A 16535-nucleotide genomic window follows, 5' to 3' on the forward strand; every position below is an offset into this window, starting at 1 on the left:
CGTTTCCTGCGAAGAGCGGATGCCGTGACCCACGGCATCCGCTCTTCGTCGTTGCGGGTGCCGGCAGGAACCGGTGCGAGCGCGAACGTCGCCGGACGGCCGGACGGCGAGTCAGACCGAGATGCCCCGCGCCGCCATGAAGTTGATGGGGTTGACCGGGAAGTTGGACTCGTAGGTCTCGAAGTGCAGGTGGCAGCCGTACGAGTTGCCCGTGTTGCCTTCGCTGCCGATGAGCTGGCCGGCGTTGACCCACTGCCCGTGCGACACGAAGATCCCGCCGGGCCGGATGTGCCCGTAGCCCGTGCCGAGGTTGTTGCCGTGGTCGATCTTGATGTAGTTGCCGTAGCCGCCGTTGTAGCCGGCGTACACGACCCGGCCCGCCGACGCGGCGTAGATGCCCGCACTGCAGCCGGCGGCGAGATCCACGCCGTAGTGGAAGCTGCTCGAGCAGCCGTTCTGACCGCACACCTGGCTGCGGGGACCGTAGCCCGAGCTGCGCCAGCCGGACGACGGTCGTGCCCAGCCGGATCCGACGACCGCTCCACCGCCGCCGCTGCCGCCTCCGCCGCCACCGGTGCCGCCACCGCCACCGCCACCGCCGCCGCCGCCGCCCTGGTTGAGCTTTTCAGCCTCTTCCCGAGCTCGGCGCGCGGCTTCCTCGGCGGCTTTGCGCGCAGCCTCCTCGCGCACGCGCACGCCCTCCTGGTACTTGGCGACGGTGCGGGAGGTGGTGTCCTTGAGCGCGGCGAGCTGAGCCTCGAGCTGCCCCTGGCGGGTCGTCTGCTCATCGAGCGCTGCCTGAGCCGCCGCCGCGGCCTGCTGCGACACGACCATCTTGTCCTCGGCGACCTGCTGCAGGCGGTCGCGCTCGATGCGCTGAACCTCGGCCTGGTCGGAGAGGCTCTGCGCAGAGTCGCGCGTGGTCACGGCGTCGGCGTACACGGCCTGGTTGCGCTCGATGAGCTTGTCCATCGTGCCGAGACGCGCCAGCAGGTCGTCGGCGCTGGCGGCCGAGCCGGAGAAGAAGAGCTCGAGCGAGGTGTCGTCGCCGCCGTTGCGGTAGAGCTGGGCGGCCACGCGGCCGGCCTTGTTGGCGGCGTCCACGGCCGCCTGCGCCTGCGCGTCGGCCTGGAGCTGCAGCTGCTCCGCGCGATACGCGGCGTCGAAGTACGCCTGCTGCGCGACGTAGAACTCGTCGGCCGCCTGCTGGGCCACCGCGTTCTTGGCGGCGACGTCGTCGGCGAGCGCCTTGATCAGGCCCTGGATCCTGACGATCTCGGTCTTCTTCGCGGACTCGTTGGCCTTCGCGCGCTTCACGTCGTCCCACGAGGGGTAGTCGGCGGCGAAGGCCGGAGAGATGAGCGGGCCGCCGATCGCGCCGAGGGTCGCGAGTCCGAGCGCGCCGAGACCGAGCGCTCCACGTCGGCTGACGGAGGGCCACAGCATCCGGCGCTCACGCGGGGTGGGTGCACAGCCGCAGTCGTCGAAGGCGTCGTCGTTGACCACCGGACCTCCCCTCGCGACGTTGACTTGTTTCACAGTAGCAACATCCGTAACAACCACAACCGGTGTGCGGCCGCTGCGACACGCCGCTCCGGGACAGCGGTCACCAGGTCAGTCTCACCCGGGAGGCGGAGCTTCACAAGGGCGGCGCGCCCTCGATTGGCACATTCGCAATCCATTGCGTATGCTTGACCCTCGGTAAGCGTGAGCCACCGGGTTACATCCGGCCCCATCGTTTAGTGGCCTAGGACACCGCCCTTTCACGGCGGCAGCACGGGTTCGAATCCCGTTGGGGTCACGTCCGAACATACAATTTCATACGCATGGCCCTGTAGCGCAGTTGGTTAGCGTGCCGCCCTGTCACGGCGGAGGTCGCGGGTTCAAGTCCCGTCAGGGTCGCTCTAAGCGACGGGCCCTTTTTCGAGAGGGCCTTTCGTCTAGGACGCGGCAGTTACGCCCGGTTTCCGGGAACGGATGCCGCGTGGCTCTGTAGCTCAGTTGGTAGAGCGCACGACTGAAAATCGTGAGGTCACGGGATCGACGCCCGTCGGAGCCACTGAAACCCTCTTCTGGCTTCTACAGGAGGGGGTTTCTTCATTCCCCCGGTGACCGATCGAGCAGCGCGAGCCGCGCGGAGCCAGGCGCGAGCCTCCGCGCGATCGAGACGGCCGAGCGGATGGCGCTCTCGTGCGAATCGGGACCGTGCACATAGAGGCCGGCGATCCAGACGCCCTCGCTTCCCTGATGCTCCGTGAGATGCCGCTGGGCGTCGAAGTAGTCGGGCGTGATCTTGCCGTGGCGGTAGGCCGCCGTCGCATAGAGCTTGTCGGGCGGTCGGGGCTCGTACGTCACCCAGCTCCGGAACACCGGCAGTCCGCGCTCGGGGTTCCACACCGAGAGGTGGCTGTGCTCGCCGTCCCAGCGCGCGTTGACGACGGACCACGCCGATTCGCGCGGCGGCATGAGGCGGCGATCTCCGTGCACGGCGATCTCGGTGTCGAAGTACTCGATCCGGTCCAGTTGCCGCGTGACCGGTGCGAGCGTCGGCACGGGTCGAGTGAGCGCCGCCGCCTGCTCCGCGTTCGTGGCGATCACGACGTGGTCGAAGGCGTGACGGCGGCCCGTGGTGTCGTCGAGCGTGAGCTGGTCGCCGAGACGTCCCAGCCGGTGCACCCCGACGCCGAGACGCACGTCGGTGCGCGCGAGGTCCCGTGCGAGCGCATCGACGTAGACCTTCATCCCCCCGGCGATCTCGAGCTGTCGCGGCGGGCGGAGCCCACTGGTGAGCACCCCGTCGAGGTAGTGCAGGGTGTTGTACGCGGCGAAGCTCCGGAAGGTCGGAAGATCGACGCACCACAGGGCGAGCAGCAGCGGGAAGAGGAAACGGTCCGTGAACGATGCCGGCAGCCGTCGGCTCTCGATGTACTCCTCCGTCGTGATCGTCGTGTCGTGTCGCGCGAGGAACGACGGGATGCCCGCCAGGAACGCGCGGAACCGGATCAGGTCGGCGAGAGCCGGCGGCGTCAGCGACGCCCACACCGGGCGGCCGTGCCGGAACGGCGGCAGTGCCACCGACTGCGTGGACTTCGTCCGTGTGAGTGACATGGTCGCGGAGTACGACGACCGGGCGACCCCGAGGGCGTCGAGCAGGCCCGCGAACGTCGCGTAGTGGGGGCCGGCCCCGAAGAACTGGAATCCGGCGTCGATCGCCAGCCGGCACCCATCGACCTCGACCTCGACGGTGTGGGCGTGCCCGCCGAGACGCGTGTCCGCCTCGAACAGCGTGACGTCGTGCTCCTGCTCGAGCAGCCAGGCGCTCGCGAGTCCAGAGCCTCCGCCCCCGATGACGGCGATCCGCATGCAGATTCCCTTCCGAGCGGGCGGAGGACGGATGCCGTGCCCGCGGCCCGCGGGGCACGCGGGTGGCCCCAATCTAGGCCGCAACCACCCGAACCTCAGGAAACGCTGAAGTTTCCTCCGAGAGGGTGTCCCCCATATGGGGGACACGGTACGGTTTACTCAATGCGAACTCCGGGATTCTGGGGTGGCTTCTGGGGAGCCGGCCCGAGGTTCGCAAAAGGGGAACGCGGTCTGGGGCCGCGGGATTTTCTGCATTGGGGAATGCGGACGGCCTCCTCGCGAGCTCCGGGTCACCCGGACTCCGAGGAGGCCGAAACTCGTTAAGGCGAGGCGCCTCAGCACTTCGTCTCGTCGCTGCGCTCCTCGCTCAACGACCGGGGGGCGACCGCGGCTCTCAGTCGCCCAGGACGACGTCCACCTGGATCTCCGCCGCGAGGCGCTCCAGGTCCGCCGTCACGGCGGCGACGTCGACGGATGCCGGCACCCGCGCCGCGACGACCGCCTCGAAGAGCCGGCCGCCCGACATCGCGGCGTCGCGGGTCTCGGTCGTCATGCGGTCGATCGACAGGCCGTGCGCGCGCAGGGCGGAGGAGACCTCCCGCACGATGCCCGGATGGTCGTTGCCGAGCACCCTGAAGGTCAGCCGGCGCGGGGGCGCGGCATCCGATCCCCCCTTGTTGCCCGGGTGGATGTTCACGGTGAGGAGCCCCTCGAGCACCGTGAGCGCGGCGCGCAGGTCGTCGGCGCGCTCGGCGGGAACGGAGATCTCGACGATCCCGGCGAACGCACCGGCGAGTTCGGCGAGCTGGCTGTTCTCCCAGTTGCCGCCGTGCGCTCCGACGATGTCGGCGACCGTGGCGACGAGTCCAGCGCGATCGTCGCCGACGAGGGTGAGCACGAGCGTAGTCATGGGCTCAGCGTAGCCACGACCTCCGGGCGTCGTCAGGACCGGTCAGCGCTCGGCGAGCATCCCCTTCATGCGCTCGATCTCGATCTCCTGGTCGGCTTCCACGTGCCGGGCGATCACGCCGATCTCCGGCTCCTGGCCGCCGTTCGCCTCGAAGAGCTCGTGCACCATGGCGATCGCGCCCTCGTGGTGGCGGATCATGTACTCGAGGAACAGCGTGTCGAACTCGGCGCCTTCTGCCGCCTCGAGCTCGGCCAGCTCGGCCTCGGTCAGCAGGCCCGGCATGCCGGCGTGGGCGTCGTGTGCGGCATCCGGATCACGCACCGGCTCCCCGCGATCCTGCAGCCACTTCTCCATCTGCTTCATCTCGTCCTGCTGGCTGGTGTCCATGCGCGCCGCGAGCATGCGGATGTCCTCGTCAGCCGTGCGATCGGGCACGAAGCCGGTCATCAGGATGGCCTGAGCGTGGTGGTGCAGCATGTCGCGCACGAAGACGGTGTCGGCCTCGATGTGCTCAGGCGAGCCGAGGGCCGCGGCCTCCTCGGGCGAGAGTGTGCGGTTGGGCTCGCCGGGGGCTCCGAGCTGCACGACGGGAGTGCTGGGCAGCGGTGCGGGCGTCTCGGCGTCGGCGGTGCAGGCCGAGAGCACCGCGGTGAGGACGAGCGCCGCACCCAGGGTGAGCAGCCGCGGGGGTCTCGCCATGTGCCGTCGCCTCTCGTCGTGCCGATGAACCGTGCGGGTCGTCGCGCCTCTCCAGCGAAACATGGATTAACCGTTTTCGCTAGCAATCGTCACAGGTGCCCCGATAGATTCACCAACATATACGGCCGAAGTGGGCAGTGTAGGCGAAGTGCAAGGAGCGACAGCCCCCAGCTGCGCGGTGTGCACTTCGGATTGTGCAACAACCGGACAAAACGAAACGCAACGCGCAACTGGAAAGGCTCCCGAATGAGAACTCGATCCCCAGAATCGACACGATGGCGCAGGAAGGCGCTCGCAGCCGTCGGCGCCCTCACGCTCGGACTCTCGATGGTCACGGCGACCGCGGCATCCGCGGCCGAAGACCCCGACCCGCGTGAGAACCTGAGCGCCGGCGTCCATGACGCCGGGCAGGCCGCGAGCAACATCGCGCTGCTCTCCGCGCAGCAGAAGACCGCACCGTTCACCACCAACTCCGATCTCGCATTCACCGGCGACTACGCGATCGCGGGGAACTACTACGGCTTCCAGATCTACGACGTCTCGGATCCCGCCGCTCCCTCTCTGAGCGGCACCTTCGTCTGTCCTGGCGGACAGGGCGATGTCTCGGTCTTCGGCGACCTGCTGTTCATGTCGGTCGAGTCCGGACCCGGTCGTCTGGACTGCGGCACCGAAGCCGTGCCCGCGACCGACCCGCAGACCTTCCGCGGTGTGCGCGTCTTCGACATCTCGGACATCACGAACCCCGTCCAGGTGGCGGCGGTCCAGACCTGCCGCGGCTCGCACACGCACACCGTGGTCGAGGACCCCGATGACGCCGAGAACGTCTACGTCTACGTCTCCGGCACCGGCGGCGTGCGCACGACCACCACGGCGGTCGAGGGCGGCTGCACGAACGTCAACGGCAACACGGTCGAGTCGCAGCTGGACGCCGAGGGCAACCCGATCCTGGGCGCGCGCTTCCTCGTCGAGGTCATCAAGGTGCCGCTCGCGGCCCCCGAGACCGCTGCGGTCGTGAACAAGGCGCGCCTGTTCACGGATGCCGCCACCGGAAGCCCCGCCGGCCTGTGGCCGGGCGGAAGCCACGGTGAGGGCCTGCAGACGACGTCCGCGACAGATGCCTGCCACGACATCACCGCGTACGCAGAGATCGGTCTCGCGGCCGGCGCGTGCGAGGGCAACGGCGTGCTCATCGACATCAGCGACCCGGCGAACCCGGTGCGCATCGATGCGGTCACCGACCCGCGCTTCGCGTACTGGCACTCGGCCACGTTCAACAACGACGGCACCAAGGTCGTCTTCACGGACGAGTGGGGCGGCGGAAGCGGTGCACGCTGCCGTGCGACCGACCCGCTGAACTGGGGCGCGAACGCCATCTTCGACATCGTGGACGGCAAGCTCCAGTTCGCGAGCTACTACAAGATGCCCGCGGTCCAGACGAGCCAGGAGAACTGCGTCGCGCACAACGGCTCGCTCATCCCGGTCCCCGGTCGCGACATCATGGTCCAGGCCTGGTACCAGGGCGGTCTGTCGGTGTTCGACTTCACCGACAGCGCCAACCCGGTCGAGCTCGCGTACTTCGACCGCGGTCCGATGAGCGCCACCAGCCTGGTGACCGGCGGATACTGGTCGACCTACTGGTACAACGGCAACGTGTTCGGCAACGAGATCGGACGCGGCTTCGACAGCCTGGCCCTTCAGCCGAGCGAGCTCCTGAGCGCGAACGAGATCGCCGCCGCCGGCGAGTTCACGCTCGACGAGTTCAACGCGCAGGCCCAGCCGGCGATCGTGCACGCGCCGAGCTTCGCGGTCGTGCGGTCGTACATCGACCAGGCCGAGCGCGACGGCAGCCTGAGCGGCAAGGCCCTGACCCAGGTGCGCAAGCACGTGGACGAGGCGGAGCTTCTGGTCGCCGACGGTTCGGCGGACGCCGCAGTCAACGCTCAGCTCGCCAACGCGGCGCGCAAGTCGGGCCTCGCGCCCGACTCGGACGTCGTGGCGGCGCTGAACGCCCTCGCGGCGAGCCAGGGCTGACGGCTCCGGCACGTCTGATCCGGAGGGCGCTCGGCGGCTTCGGCCGCCGGGCGCCCTTCGCTGTGCGGGCGCCCTTCGCCGACCGGGTGTCATCCATCCCTAGAGGGCCACGCTTCGCTACACCCGCGGCACCCGCGAGTCAACCCCCATTGTGGCGACCCTGAACCGGACGTAGTTTGTCACTCCCGACGGAGCCTGGGGCTGGCTTAGAGACCCGGTCGAACCCGATTGACCGAGCCACGACGGGGGGACGGTGGGGCGACAAGGCAGTCGTCCTGCCCGTGTGGGGCGGAAATGAACATAGAGGACGCGTCAGCGTGCGTGCGGTCGTGCGGGGACTGAAGCCGACCGACATCGGCGGAGTATCGCTGCTTGGCGGCGGGGGGGAGACCCGAAATCCCCCTCGCCGTCTCAGGGCGGCACCGCCGCGAACCGACTCCCTTCCTGCGGCCGTCGCGCCACGGGTGCAGCCGTCGCTTGTGCGCAGGCGGCAGTGGGAGCGCCGCCACAGGCGGCGACTCGCCGCCACGGACGCGCTCGCCGTGACCGGTGCGGCAGTGGTGACCGAGCTCCTGGCGCCGGGACCCCTCGTCGCGGCGGGTGCCCTCGGGCCGGCACTGCGGGTCGCCGTGCTCGTGGTGGGCTCATGGCTCGTGCTGCTCTGGCTCGCCCACACCCGCGACCCCGCGATCCTCGGATCCGGCGGGACCGAGTACACGCGTGTGGCGCACGCCAGCGGGCTGGCCTTCGGCATGCTGTCCATCGTCTTCCTGGTGTTCCAGATCCCGGGCCTGCGCATGCAGCTGATGGTCGCGCTTCCGCTGGGCCTTCTGACGCTCCTCGTGAGCCGCTGGCTGTGGCGGAAGCGACTGATCCGCGACCGTGAGCACGGCGAGTGCGTGTCTCGGGTGATCGTCGCGGGAACCCGAGACGACGTGGAGTACGTCATCGACAAACTCGTCCACGACCCGCACCACGGCTACCTCGTCGTCGGAGTGACGACGACCGACGGCGGGAAGGACCCCATCGACGTCGACGATCACCCTTACCCGGTGATCGGGCCCGTCCGGCGCACCGCGGCGTGCGGACGAGCGGCGGGCGCCGACACGATCGTGGTGGCGAGCACCCCCGATGACGATCGGGACTTCGTGCGACGTCTCGGCTGGGAGCTCGAAGGGACTGCCGCCGAGCTCATACTCTGCAACCGTCTCACCGATGTCGCCGGTCCGCGTCTGTCGCTCCGGCCCCTCGACGGGCTGCCGCTCGTTCAGGTGAGGATTCCCGGGTTCGAGGGGGGCATCCACGCCATCAAGCGCGCCATGGACATTCTGCTGTCGCTGATCGCCCTCGTGCCGATCACCGTGATCGCACCGTTCATCGCGATGGCGATCCTGATGGACTCGCCTGGGCCCGTGCTGTTCCGCCAGCTTCGGGTGGGCCGCGACGGCCGCCAGTTCTGGATGCTCAAGTTCCGCACCATGGGCGTCGACGCCGAGGAGCGGCGCGAGGAGCTCATCGCCCATGACGAGGGCGCCGGCCCGCTGTTCAAGCTGAAGCACGACCCGCGGGTCACGCGCGTCGGACGCCTCCTGCGGAGATACTCGATCGACGAACTCCCGCAGTTCGTGAACGTGCTGCGCGGCGAGATGAGCATCGTCGGTCCGCGTCCCCCGCTCCCGTCAGAGACCACCTCATACGACGGCAGGGTGTGCCGCCGGCTGTACATCAAGCCGGGCATCACCGGACTGTGGCAGGTCAGCGGCCGCAGCGACCTGTCGTGGGATGAGAGCATCCGGCTCGACCTCCGCTACGTGGAGAACTGGTCGATCGCCACCGATCTCATGATCATGTGGCGCACGGCGCGGGTCATGGTCCGGCCGTCGGGAGCGTACTGATGACCGCGTACCCGGAAGCCGAAGCTCTCACTCCCCCACCCGCCGCGCCCGAGCCGGCCCAACTCCCCCACCCCGACCGGCTCGGGCGTGTGCGTCTGGGGGTGATCGGCGTCGGGAAGATGGGGCTGTCGCACCTGTCCATCGCGCGGGCTCTCGCCGAGGTCGAGGTCGTCGGCGTCTGCGACTCCACGGACTACGTCCTCGACGTCCTCGGCAAGTACACCGGCCTGCGCACGTTCGGCTCGGTGGACAAGATGCTGAGCGAGACACGACCGGATGCGATCGTGGTCGCCACCCCGACGGGGACACACGCGCCACTGGTGCGCACCGCGCTGGAGCAGGGGCTCCACGTGTTCTGCGAGAAGCCGCTGACCTTGAGCGCGGACGAGTCGAAAGAACTGGCCCAGATCGCCGCCGACCGGGGCCTCGTGGCGCAGGTCGGGTATCACAACCGGTTCATCGCCACATTCGGCGAGGTGAAGCGGCTGCTCGACGCCGGAGTCATCGGCCGGCCGGGTCATATCCTCGCCGAGGCATACGGCCCGGTCGTGCTCAAGCACAAAGGTTCCACCTGGCGGAGCAAGCGGACGACCGGCGGCGGCTGCCTGTACGACTACGCGGCGCATCCCATCGATCTGGTGAACTGGTTCCTCGGGGTGCCCGATCAGATTCGGGGATCGGTGCTCCACAGCATCTTCTCCACCGAGACGGACGACGAGGTCTACTCGACGTTCCTCTACGACGACGGCCCCAGTGCCCAGATCTCGGTCAACTGGTCCGACGACTCGTACCGGAAGATGTCGACATCGGTGACCGTCAGCGGGTCGCTCGGCCGGATCTTCGCCGACCGGCAGGAGATCAGGGTCTACCTTCGGGAGGGCGCGGAACCGCCGCCGGGGTACCGCATCGGCTGGAACGTGCGCTACACGACGGAGCTCACACCCGCGGTGTCGTTCTACCTGCGCGGCGAGGAGTACACGGCTCAGCTCGAGAGCTTCGTCGGCGCCGTGAAGGCAGGTGAGAGGACGGCGCGCCAGAACTCGTTCGCCGGCGCCGCCGAGACGGATCGCATCCTCGAGGAGATCCTCCGCGACTCCCGGCGTCCGCTCGAGATCGCCTCGGACGCGCCCGCCACCACACGACGAGAGCGGTGGATGCCGCGGAGACAGGGGCAGCGGAGATGAGCACGGACACGGTCAGCGCAGTGCACACCATGGATCGCCTGCTGCTGGGAGACAACCAGTTCTTCGGCATCAACCACATGTCCGAGGAGCGCGCACGGGCGCAGGCCATGCGCTTCCAGGACACCGACTCCGTCGTCGAGGTGATCGAGATCGCCCTCCAGGAGGGCCTCCGTACGCTGATGTGCACGACCCACGAGCGGATCGGAGACGTGTGCGAGCGCGTCCGGGACGATGCATCCCGCTTCCCCGGCCTTCGGATCTACCCGTGCATGCCGTACGCGCACAAGTACGCGAACGCCGTGACCGAGTACGGCATGCTCGGTGCGCTGCGTTCGTTCGTGCCCGACGAGGGCATGCTGGACGCCGTCGTCCGCGGCGGGCGCTCGGTGCTGCGGAAGGAGATCGAGGGCCTCATCACCCTGCTGATCGACGCGGAGATGAAGATGTTCCACGGGCTGCCGACGCCCGTGATCTTCCTGCAGAACGTCGTGGTCGATCTGCTGCTCGGTCTCGGCTTCGACGAGGCGTTCGCCGTCTTCGACCGCCATGTGCGGGCCCGCTATGGGGCGGAGCCCGGATTCATCACGATGAACCTGCCGCTGCTGCTGGACCGACTGGACCGGATCGGCATCGCCGACCCCGTCGTGTGCGCGAACATCAACGCGCTGGGATTCCGCATGTCCGGAGGCATGGATGCCTATGAGCGGGCTCTCGCCGAGCGATCATTCCGCCCGGTCGCCATGTCGGTCTTCGCGTCGGGAGCCATCGCGCCCCGCCCCGCGCTCGAGTGGATACACCGGCACGCCGAGGTCGAGTCGGTCGTCTTCGGCGCCTCGTCCCGGTCGTCGATCGCCGGCACGGTGGCCATCGCGAAAGAGCTCTGGGGCACCGTGACGGCGCCCCCCAGCTGACTCCGAAGCCTGCGGCTATGTGAGTGGTTTCTCATCGATCCCCGATGAGAAACCACTCACTTATAACGGATTTGTCACGATCAGTGTGTCTGGCACTGTAAGAATCGATGACTGGGTCGAGACCTCGCCGCGTCCTCGACCGCCCCCCTTTCCCCTACCCCGAGCGTCGGTTCGCCGACGCTTCTTTGGCATGTCTATGAATAAGCCCCACCGTCCATTTCTCCTCTCCCTCGCAGCCCTCGCGCTCGCCATGACCTCTATCGCCGCATCCGCACCCGCCATCGCCGCCACCGAGGCGACGGCCGTTACCGCGACGACCACCGCCACCAGCCGTACCGTCACCCACATACCGACCGGGAGCGCCGGGTGGCGCTATTGGCGATCGGCGACGGCTCCCGCCTCCACCTGGCTGACGGAGTCGACCCCGTGGCCGAACGGCACCGCACCCTTCGGCTGGGGTCGTGAGACCGGCCCTGTCGGAACCGTTCTCCCGACCGTCTCCGGATCGCAGCCCCTGTCGACGTACTTCAAGAAGACCTTCGTGGTCGAGTCCGAGCTGCCCACCTCGGTCCGGGTGACCACGTGGGCGGACGACGGCGTTGTGCTCTACCTCAACGACCGCGAGATCGGGCGGGTGAACGTGGCGAGCTCCACGGCGATCACGCACGATCGGAGCTATGCCGTCTCGGCTCCCAGCTCGCTCACCGCCCGTCAGCGACCCGTCACGATCGATGTTCCCGTGAGCGCGCTGAAGCCCGGCACGAATCGCCTCGCCGCTCACGTGCTCTCCAACTGGCGGGCCACGCCGAACATCAGCTTCGACGCGAGCCTCACCGCCACCTACGCCGTCGCCGGCGTCGCCGACGACGACTCCGTCGCCGGGTGGGGCACTCCGGACTGGAGGGACGAGTTCTCCTACGTCGATCCCGCCACCGGCAAGCCCGCCGTCGATCCCACGAAGTGGAACGTCCGCGAGCGCAGCACCCTCGGCCTCCTGTTCGACGCCGCCGTCGTCGACCGCCAGCAGGTCACCGTCGACAGCGAGGACACCCTCCACATCCGCGCCGACTGGCTGGACACGCCGATCACGCGGACGTCAGGCACCGGCCCGACGATCTGGCACAAGACCGGATACCTCGACCAGCGCCAGCTCCGCACGGGCGACGTCTCGCGCGGCCAGCAGTACGGCCGGTGGGAGATCCGCGCCAAGACGCCGACGGGTCCGAACACCCTCGGCTCGCTCGCCGCGTTCTGGCTGCGCAACTCGCAGTCCGGCGAGATCGACATCATGGAGGCCTGGGGCTATGACAACGCCGCCGTGCGCGACCAGGTCATCGACACCGCCACCACCACCGTCCACACGCACACGTCGAACCCCAGCCTGAACAAGAAGTTCTGGTGGCACCACAGCCAGCACGGCGGGCCCACCCCGGTGTGGGACGGCTTCCACACCTACGCCTTCGAGCTGACGCCGGCCTACGCGGCGATCATCGTGGACGGCAAGGAGCTGGCCCGCACGACGCCCGCGCAGAACCCGACGCTGTGGAACACGGAGTACTTCGGCAGCCCGCTCCACATGCGCCTGAACCTGCACGTCGGCCCGTCCGCGCTGTATTGGGGTCTTCCCGACCCGAACAACCGCGCTGCCACGCAGAACCTGGACTTCCAGGTGGACTACGTGCGCACGTGGGCCTACGAGGGCTGACCCTCACGGAGCTCAGCCACCGGCACCCCGGGCAGCGACCGGGGATGCCCGGCGCCCGGCCGGACGCCGGTGCCGGTGAACGCATCATCCCGGCGCCCGTCAGCGGGGGTCTCGTCGAACGGCGAGGCCCCCGCTTCGCTGTCGGCGCTCGCGGCGCCAGGATCCCGGCTGTACGCGACGCCGGACCCGCGCCGGTGGCGGCTGACGAGGAGGGCAGCGATGCTGCCGACGATCAGGCCGAGGAAGAGCCCGCCGACGATGAAGACGAGGTTGCCGGGGCGATTGGACTCCGCCACAGCCGTGGCAGGCGTGACGAGGGTGCCGGGAAAGAAGGATGTCGCCTGCAGCCGCGCCTGCTCCTCGAGGAGCGCATCGAGCTGCAGCTGCGTCGCCTCACGCGCGTCGCTGCCGGCGGGCTGCGAGTCGTACACGGCCTGCAGCCGCTCGATCGACTGCCCCAGGTCGGCGGTCGTCTGCTCGACGACCGCGCGCGCGTTGGCCGATCGATGCGCGCCGTACGCGGAGGCCACCGCGTTCGCCCATTCCGCCGACTGCTCCGGTGAGGGCGTGGTCACTTCGAACGTCAGCACCTGCGACCCTCGCGGGACCTGGACGACGGTCGCATCCGCGAGCGCGCCCACCGATGCCCCGCTTTCCTCGCCCAGCGCCTCGGCGGCACGCTCGAGGACGACGGCGGATGTCGCGACCAGGCGCTCGGTCTCCATGTTGACCGTGTTGAACGACGAGCCGGACGAGAGCGCGGTGATCGGCTCGACGGTGTGCTGCGCGGTCGCCGTGTAGGCCTGCGGCAGGAGTGCCCAGGCGGCGACGGAGACCACGACGAATGCCGCGACGATGGCGGCGAGCACCCCCCACGACCTCCGCACCCCCGCGTAGAGGTCTTCGAGCGTCCACTGGTTGGACACGGCGTCCCCCGATTCCCCTCGGCACCGTCGAGCGACATAGCTCGCATCCGCACCTTAGTTCGCCTCTTCGCGGCCGCCATGGGTCTTGACAATCTTCAGTTCGCCAGTTCGGACACCACCATCCGGGCCTTGCCGCCGACGTTCTCGATCTCGGCGACCGCCTGGGCCGTCACGGGGACCTCGTGACCGAGGAAGCCGGAGACCTTCCGTGCGGCATCCCGGCCGGCTTCCGTCGAGGCGGCTGGATCGCCGACCGGCACGTACCGCACCACGACCGAGAAGTCCGCCGCCTGATGGATCTGGAACTGCGCGATCGTGCCCGGGTGATCGACGAACAGCGACCCCAGTCCGCCGGAGAGGAGGCGGCCGGACGGCGTTCGGAGCGCGTCGGCGACCCGGCCGTCGATCGGTGCAATGCGCGGGAGGCCCCGGCGGCAGTCGCACCCGCCGGCGATCCATCGTGTGCGGTCCCCGATCGCGTAGCGCACCAAGGGGAATGCTCGATTGCTCAGGTCGGTGAGCAGCACGTCGCCCGTCTCCCCGTCGGGGACGGGCACGCCCGCCGCGTCGACCACCTCCAGCTTGCGATGGTCGGCAAGGACGTGCAGCCCGTTCCGCTCGGCGCACTCCGCTGCGATCCATGGCACCTCCGCACTGCGGTACGTGTCGTACACCGCGGCGCCGAGCACGGCCTCGATGAGCTCTCGCTGGCCCGCGTGGATCATGGACGCGGTGACCGAGACGGCCTTCATGCTCGGGACCTGCGGCGCGGTCGCCTGGACATGGCGTGCGAACGCGTTCACGCCCTCCACGTAGCCGGCGAGGAGGGAAGGTCGGACCCGCGTCAACTCGCGGAGAAACCGATCGATGTCGGCCTCGGTCGTCCCGCGCGCGTCGAGAAGAACCTGCCGGGTGGGCCACCACTGCGCGATATGGATGAGCCGGCTCATTCCCGCGTACTTCTGGCGATAGATGAGCGCACTGTCGTCGCCTGGATGGATGCCCCACCAGCCGTAGATCCTCCACCACAGCGCCGCGGTGGGAGCCGAGCGATCGTTGTAGACCAGGAGCGGGCGACCGGTGCTGCCGCCGGTCTTCGACGGCAGCCGGTCGCGACTCGGCCGGTCGCGTGAGATGAGATCGTCTCCCGCCTCGTGGATGTCCTGCTTCGTCAGCATCGGCAGCGACGCGAAGTTCTCAGGGCGCGCGACGTCCGCCTCCGTGAACCCGGCATCGAGGTAACGCCGCCGGTAGTAGGCGGTGGAGCGGAAGGCGTGCAGCGCCATGGCGGCGCTGCGCTCACCCGAGAGGTGGGACACCGTCTCGAGGGGTGCACGCTCCACCGTGCGCATGGCTGCCAGCGCCGCCCGGTCGCGGCGCATCAGCACGATGGTCTTCAGATCGAAGACCGCTCTCCTTAACCGCTGCGCCCGCCCCAGCGGTAGACTCTCACCCACCGCCCTCGCCCTCCGTGGTGGTTTCGATCTTGGGGATCGACACATCGAAGTGGGGGGACGTATGACGGTGCGAATCGGCTATGCGGCTGGGGCGTTCGACCTGTTCCATGTCGGCCATCTGAACATCCTGCGTCAAGCGAAGGCGAATTGCGACGTCCTCGTCGCCGGGGTGGTGAGCGACGAGATGCTGCGGGCGACGAAAGGCATCGAGCCGTTCGTTCCCACCGCCGAGCGGGTCGAGATCGTGAAGTCGATCACCTACGTGGACCAAGTCCATGTGGAGACGACGCCGAGCAAGCTGGACGCGTGGTCCGAGGTCGGATTCACGCACTTCTTCAAGGGCGACGACTGGCGGGGCACCGAGAAGGGACTCCGGCTGGAGCGGGAGTTCCGCGCCGTCGGCGTCGAGGTCGTGTACTTCCCGTACACCGTGCACACGTCCAGCACCGCGCTGCGCCTGGCACTGGATGCCGTGATCGACCGGCAGCGCCGGGCGTGACCGGCGGGCGGTCACGACGAGATGAGCGGACAACGCGATGACGCGACCCCCAGGGTCTCGGTCGTCATCCCCACCCACAACCGGCCGGAGCTGATGACGCTCGCCGTCCGCAGCGTGCTGAGCCAGGACGCCGCCGTCATCGGCGAAGTCATCGTCGTCTTCGACGCGTGCGCGGTCGAGGTGCCCGATGTCGAGGTCCCGCGCGGATGGACACTCCGGGGGATCGGCAACTCCCGCACGCGCGGGCTGGCCGGCGCCCGCAACAGCGGGATCTCCGAAGCCCGCGGAGAGTACGTCGCGTTCCTGGACGACGACGACGTCTGGCTGCCCGGCAAGCTGACAGCGCAGCTGGACCGGTTCGCCCGGACACCCCGTGCGGCCGTCGTCGGCACGGCGATGGTGGTGGACAACGGCGCGGAGGAAGTCGTGCGGCTGGCGCCGAGCGAGACGTTGACCCACGATGACTTCCTGCGCAACCGGAACCCGGGCGTCCACTCGTCGAGCCTGCTGTTCCGCCGCTCGGACCTGCTCGGCTCCCTCGGCCTCATCGACGAAGACCTCCCGCGCAGCTACGGCGAGGACTACGACATCCTGCTCCGCGCGTCGGCGCTGGGTGAGGTGGCGGTCGTGAACCGGCCGCTCGTCCGTGTCCTCTGGAACGGCCAGTCCTACTATTTCGGGCAGTGGGCCGCGTACGCCGAGGCCCTCCAGTACCTGCTGCGCAAGCACCCGGACTTCGCGACGATGCCGCGCGCACTCGGGCGCATCGAGGCACAGGTGTCATTCGCGCTCGCCTCGTCCGGGCAGGGAAGTGAGGCACGTGAGTGGGCCTCGCGGGCGCTCGTTCACGACCCGCGCCAGGTCAAAGCCCTTCTCGCGATCGCGATCTCGCTGAGGGTGATCACGCCGACCGCGGTGACGCGTGTCGTCCAGCGGTTCGGGAGGGGGATCTGAC

At 69.0% G+C, this 16535-nt stretch carries 13 protein-coding genes and 3 tRNA genes; 10 read left to right on the plus strand and 6 right to left on the minus strand.

Going from position 1 to position 16535, the window contains the following annotated elements; translation table 11 throughout:
* Positions 1–111 precede the first annotated feature (111 nt).
* Positions 112–1446, minus strand: coding sequence for a M23 family metallopeptidase (locus SOM19_RS00260; protein ID WP_320486629.1), 1335 nt, complete (start codon positions 1444–1446; stop codon positions 112–114).
* 282 nt (positions 1447–1728) lie between these two features.
* On the opposite strand from SOM19_RS00260, the gene SOM19_RS00265 reads away from it, so the two are divergent.
* The 3 genes from SOM19_RS00265 to SOM19_RS00275 all read left to right on the plus strand — a co-directional run bounded on the left by SOM19_RS00265 (position 1729) and on the right by SOM19_RS00275 (position 2059).
* A tRNA-Glu gene (locus tag SOM19_RS00265) sits at positions 1729–1801 on the plus strand.
* Positions 1802–1828: 27 nt separating this feature from the next.
* Positions 1829–1902, plus strand: a tRNA-Asp gene (locus tag SOM19_RS00270).
* Between the two features lie 84 nt (positions 1903–1986).
* Positions 1987–2059 (plus strand) — tRNA-Phe (locus SOM19_RS00275).
* Between the two features lie 38 nt (positions 2060–2097).
* Here SOM19_RS00275 and SOM19_RS00280 read toward each other — a convergent pair.
* The 3 genes from SOM19_RS00280 to SOM19_RS00290 all read right to left on the minus strand — a co-directional run bounded on the left by SOM19_RS00280 (position 2098) and on the right by SOM19_RS00290 (position 4972).
* Positions 2098–3363, minus strand: coding sequence for an FAD-dependent oxidoreductase (locus SOM19_RS00280; RefSeq protein WP_320484554.1), 1266 nt, complete (start codon positions 3361–3363; stop codon positions 2098–2100).
* A gap of 394 nt (positions 3364–3757) precedes the next feature.
* Positions 3758–4273, minus strand: a complete 516-nt coding sequence (locus tag SOM19_RS00285; protein ID WP_320484555.1) for a glycine cleavage system transcriptional repressor — start codon at positions 4271–4273, stop codon at positions 3758–3760.
* A 42-nt stretch (positions 4274–4315) separates the two neighbouring features.
* Entirely contained in the window at positions 4316–4972 is a 657-nt protein-coding gene (locus SOM19_RS00290; protein WP_320484556.1) for a DUF305 domain-containing protein, read from the minus strand.
* 246 nt (positions 4973–5218) lie between these two features.
* Between SOM19_RS00290 and SOM19_RS00295 the strand changes: the two genes are divergently transcribed.
* The 5 genes from SOM19_RS00295 (at position 5219) to SOM19_RS00315 (ending at position 12698) form a co-directional block, all read left to right on the plus strand.
* Positions 5219–7003 (plus strand): LVIVD repeat-containing protein, encoded by a 1785-nt coding sequence (locus tag SOM19_RS00295; protein WP_320484557.1) that lies wholly within the window; start codon positions 5219–5221, stop codon positions 7001–7003.
* A gap of 542 nt (positions 7004–7545) precedes the next feature.
* Positions 7546–8898, plus strand: coding sequence for a sugar transferase (locus SOM19_RS00300; RefSeq protein ID WP_320484558.1), 1353 nt, complete (start codon positions 7546–7548; stop codon positions 8896–8898).
* Complete coding sequence (locus SOM19_RS00305) at positions 8898–10082, plus strand: Gfo/Idh/MocA family protein (RefSeq protein WP_320484559.1); 1185 nt, start codon at positions 8898–8900, stop codon at positions 10080–10082. Before SOM19_RS00300 ends, SOM19_RS00305 begins: the two co-directional genes overlap by 1 nt.
* The gene (locus SOM19_RS00310) at positions 10079–10993 is read left to right on the plus strand and encodes a hypothetical protein (protein ID WP_320484560.1); all 915 of its coding nucleotides are present in this window, start codon (positions 10079–10081) and stop codon (positions 10991–10993) included. Before SOM19_RS00305 ends, SOM19_RS00310 begins: the two co-directional genes overlap by 4 nt.
* A gap of 250 nt (positions 10994–11243) precedes the next feature.
* Positions 11244–12698 (plus strand): glycoside hydrolase family 16 protein, encoded by a 1455-nt coding sequence (locus SOM19_RS00315; protein WP_320484561.1) that lies wholly within the window; start codon positions 11244–11246, stop codon positions 12696–12698.
* Here the strand turns inward: SOM19_RS00315 and SOM19_RS00320 are convergent.
* On the minus strand, positions 12686–13624 hold the full coding sequence (locus tag SOM19_RS00320) for a YveK family protein (protein WP_320484562.1): 939 nt from the start codon (positions 13622–13624) through the stop codon (positions 12686–12688). The genes SOM19_RS00315 and SOM19_RS00320 overlap by 13 nt on opposite strands.
* A 95-nt stretch (positions 13625–13719) precedes the next feature.
* Positions 13720–15081: a phenylacetate--CoA ligase family protein gene (locus tag SOM19_RS00325; RefSeq protein ID WP_320484563.1), complete on the minus strand. Its 1362-nt coding sequence runs from the start codon at positions 15079–15081 to the stop codon at positions 13720–13722.
* 61 nt (positions 15082–15142) lie between these two features.
* Between SOM19_RS00325 and SOM19_RS00330 the strand changes: the two genes are divergently transcribed.
* Together SOM19_RS00330 and SOM19_RS00335 are read left to right on the plus strand one after the other, a co-directional pair.
* Positions 15143–15580: an FAD synthase family protein gene (locus SOM19_RS00330; protein WP_320484564.1), complete on the plus strand. Its 438-nt coding sequence runs from the start codon at positions 15143–15145 to the stop codon at positions 15578–15580.
* A gap of 21 nt (positions 15581–15601) precedes the next feature.
* Complete coding sequence (locus tag SOM19_RS00335; RefSeq protein ID WP_320484565.1) at positions 15602–16534, plus strand: glycosyltransferase family 2 protein; 933 nt, start codon at positions 15602–15604, stop codon at positions 16532–16534.
* The last annotated feature ends 1 nt before the right edge of the window (position 16535 follow it).

This window comes from Microbacterium sp. CFBP9034, assembly GCF_034045255.1.
Classification (GTDB): domain Bacteria; phylum Actinomycetota; class Actinomycetes; order Actinomycetales; family Microbacteriaceae; genus Microbacterium.

Coding starts and splice junctions, on each gene's coding strand:
- SOM19_RS00260 (WP_320486629.1), bottom strand. CDS start 1,446: ATGCTGTGGCCCTCCGTCAGCCGACGTGGAGCGCTCGGTCTCGGCGCG.
- SOM19_RS00280 (WP_320484554.1), bottom strand. CDS start 3,363: ATGCGGATCGCCGTCATCGGGGGCGGAGGCTCTGGACTCGCGAGCGCC.
- SOM19_RS00285 (WP_320484555.1), bottom strand. CDS start 4,273: ATGACTACGCTCGTGCTCACCCTCGTCGGCGACGATCGCGCTGGACTC.
- SOM19_RS00290 (WP_320484556.1), bottom strand. CDS start 4,972: ATGGCGAGACCCCCGCGGCTGCTCACCCTGGGTGCGGCGCTCGTCCTC.
- SOM19_RS00295 (WP_320484557.1), top strand. CDS start 5,219: ATGAGAACTCGATCCCCAGAATCGACACGATGGCGCAGGAAGGCGCTC.
- SOM19_RS00305 (WP_320484559.1), top strand. CDS start 8,898: ATGACCGCGTACCCGGAAGCCGAAGCTCTCACTCCCCCACCCGCCGCG.
- SOM19_RS00310 (WP_320484560.1), top strand. CDS start 10,079: ATGAGCACGGACACGGTCAGCGCAGTGCACACCATGGATCGCCTGCTG.
- SOM19_RS00315 (WP_320484561.1), top strand. CDS start 11,244: ATGACCTCTATCGCCGCATCCGCACCCGCCATCGCCGCCACCGAGGCG.
- SOM19_RS00330 (WP_320484564.1), top strand. CDS start 15,143: ATGACGGTGCGAATCGGCTATGCGGCTGGGGCGTTCGACCTGTTCCAT.
- SOM19_RS00335 (WP_320484565.1), top strand. CDS start 15,602: ATGAGCGGACAACGCGATGACGCGACCCCCAGGGTCTCGGTCGTCATC.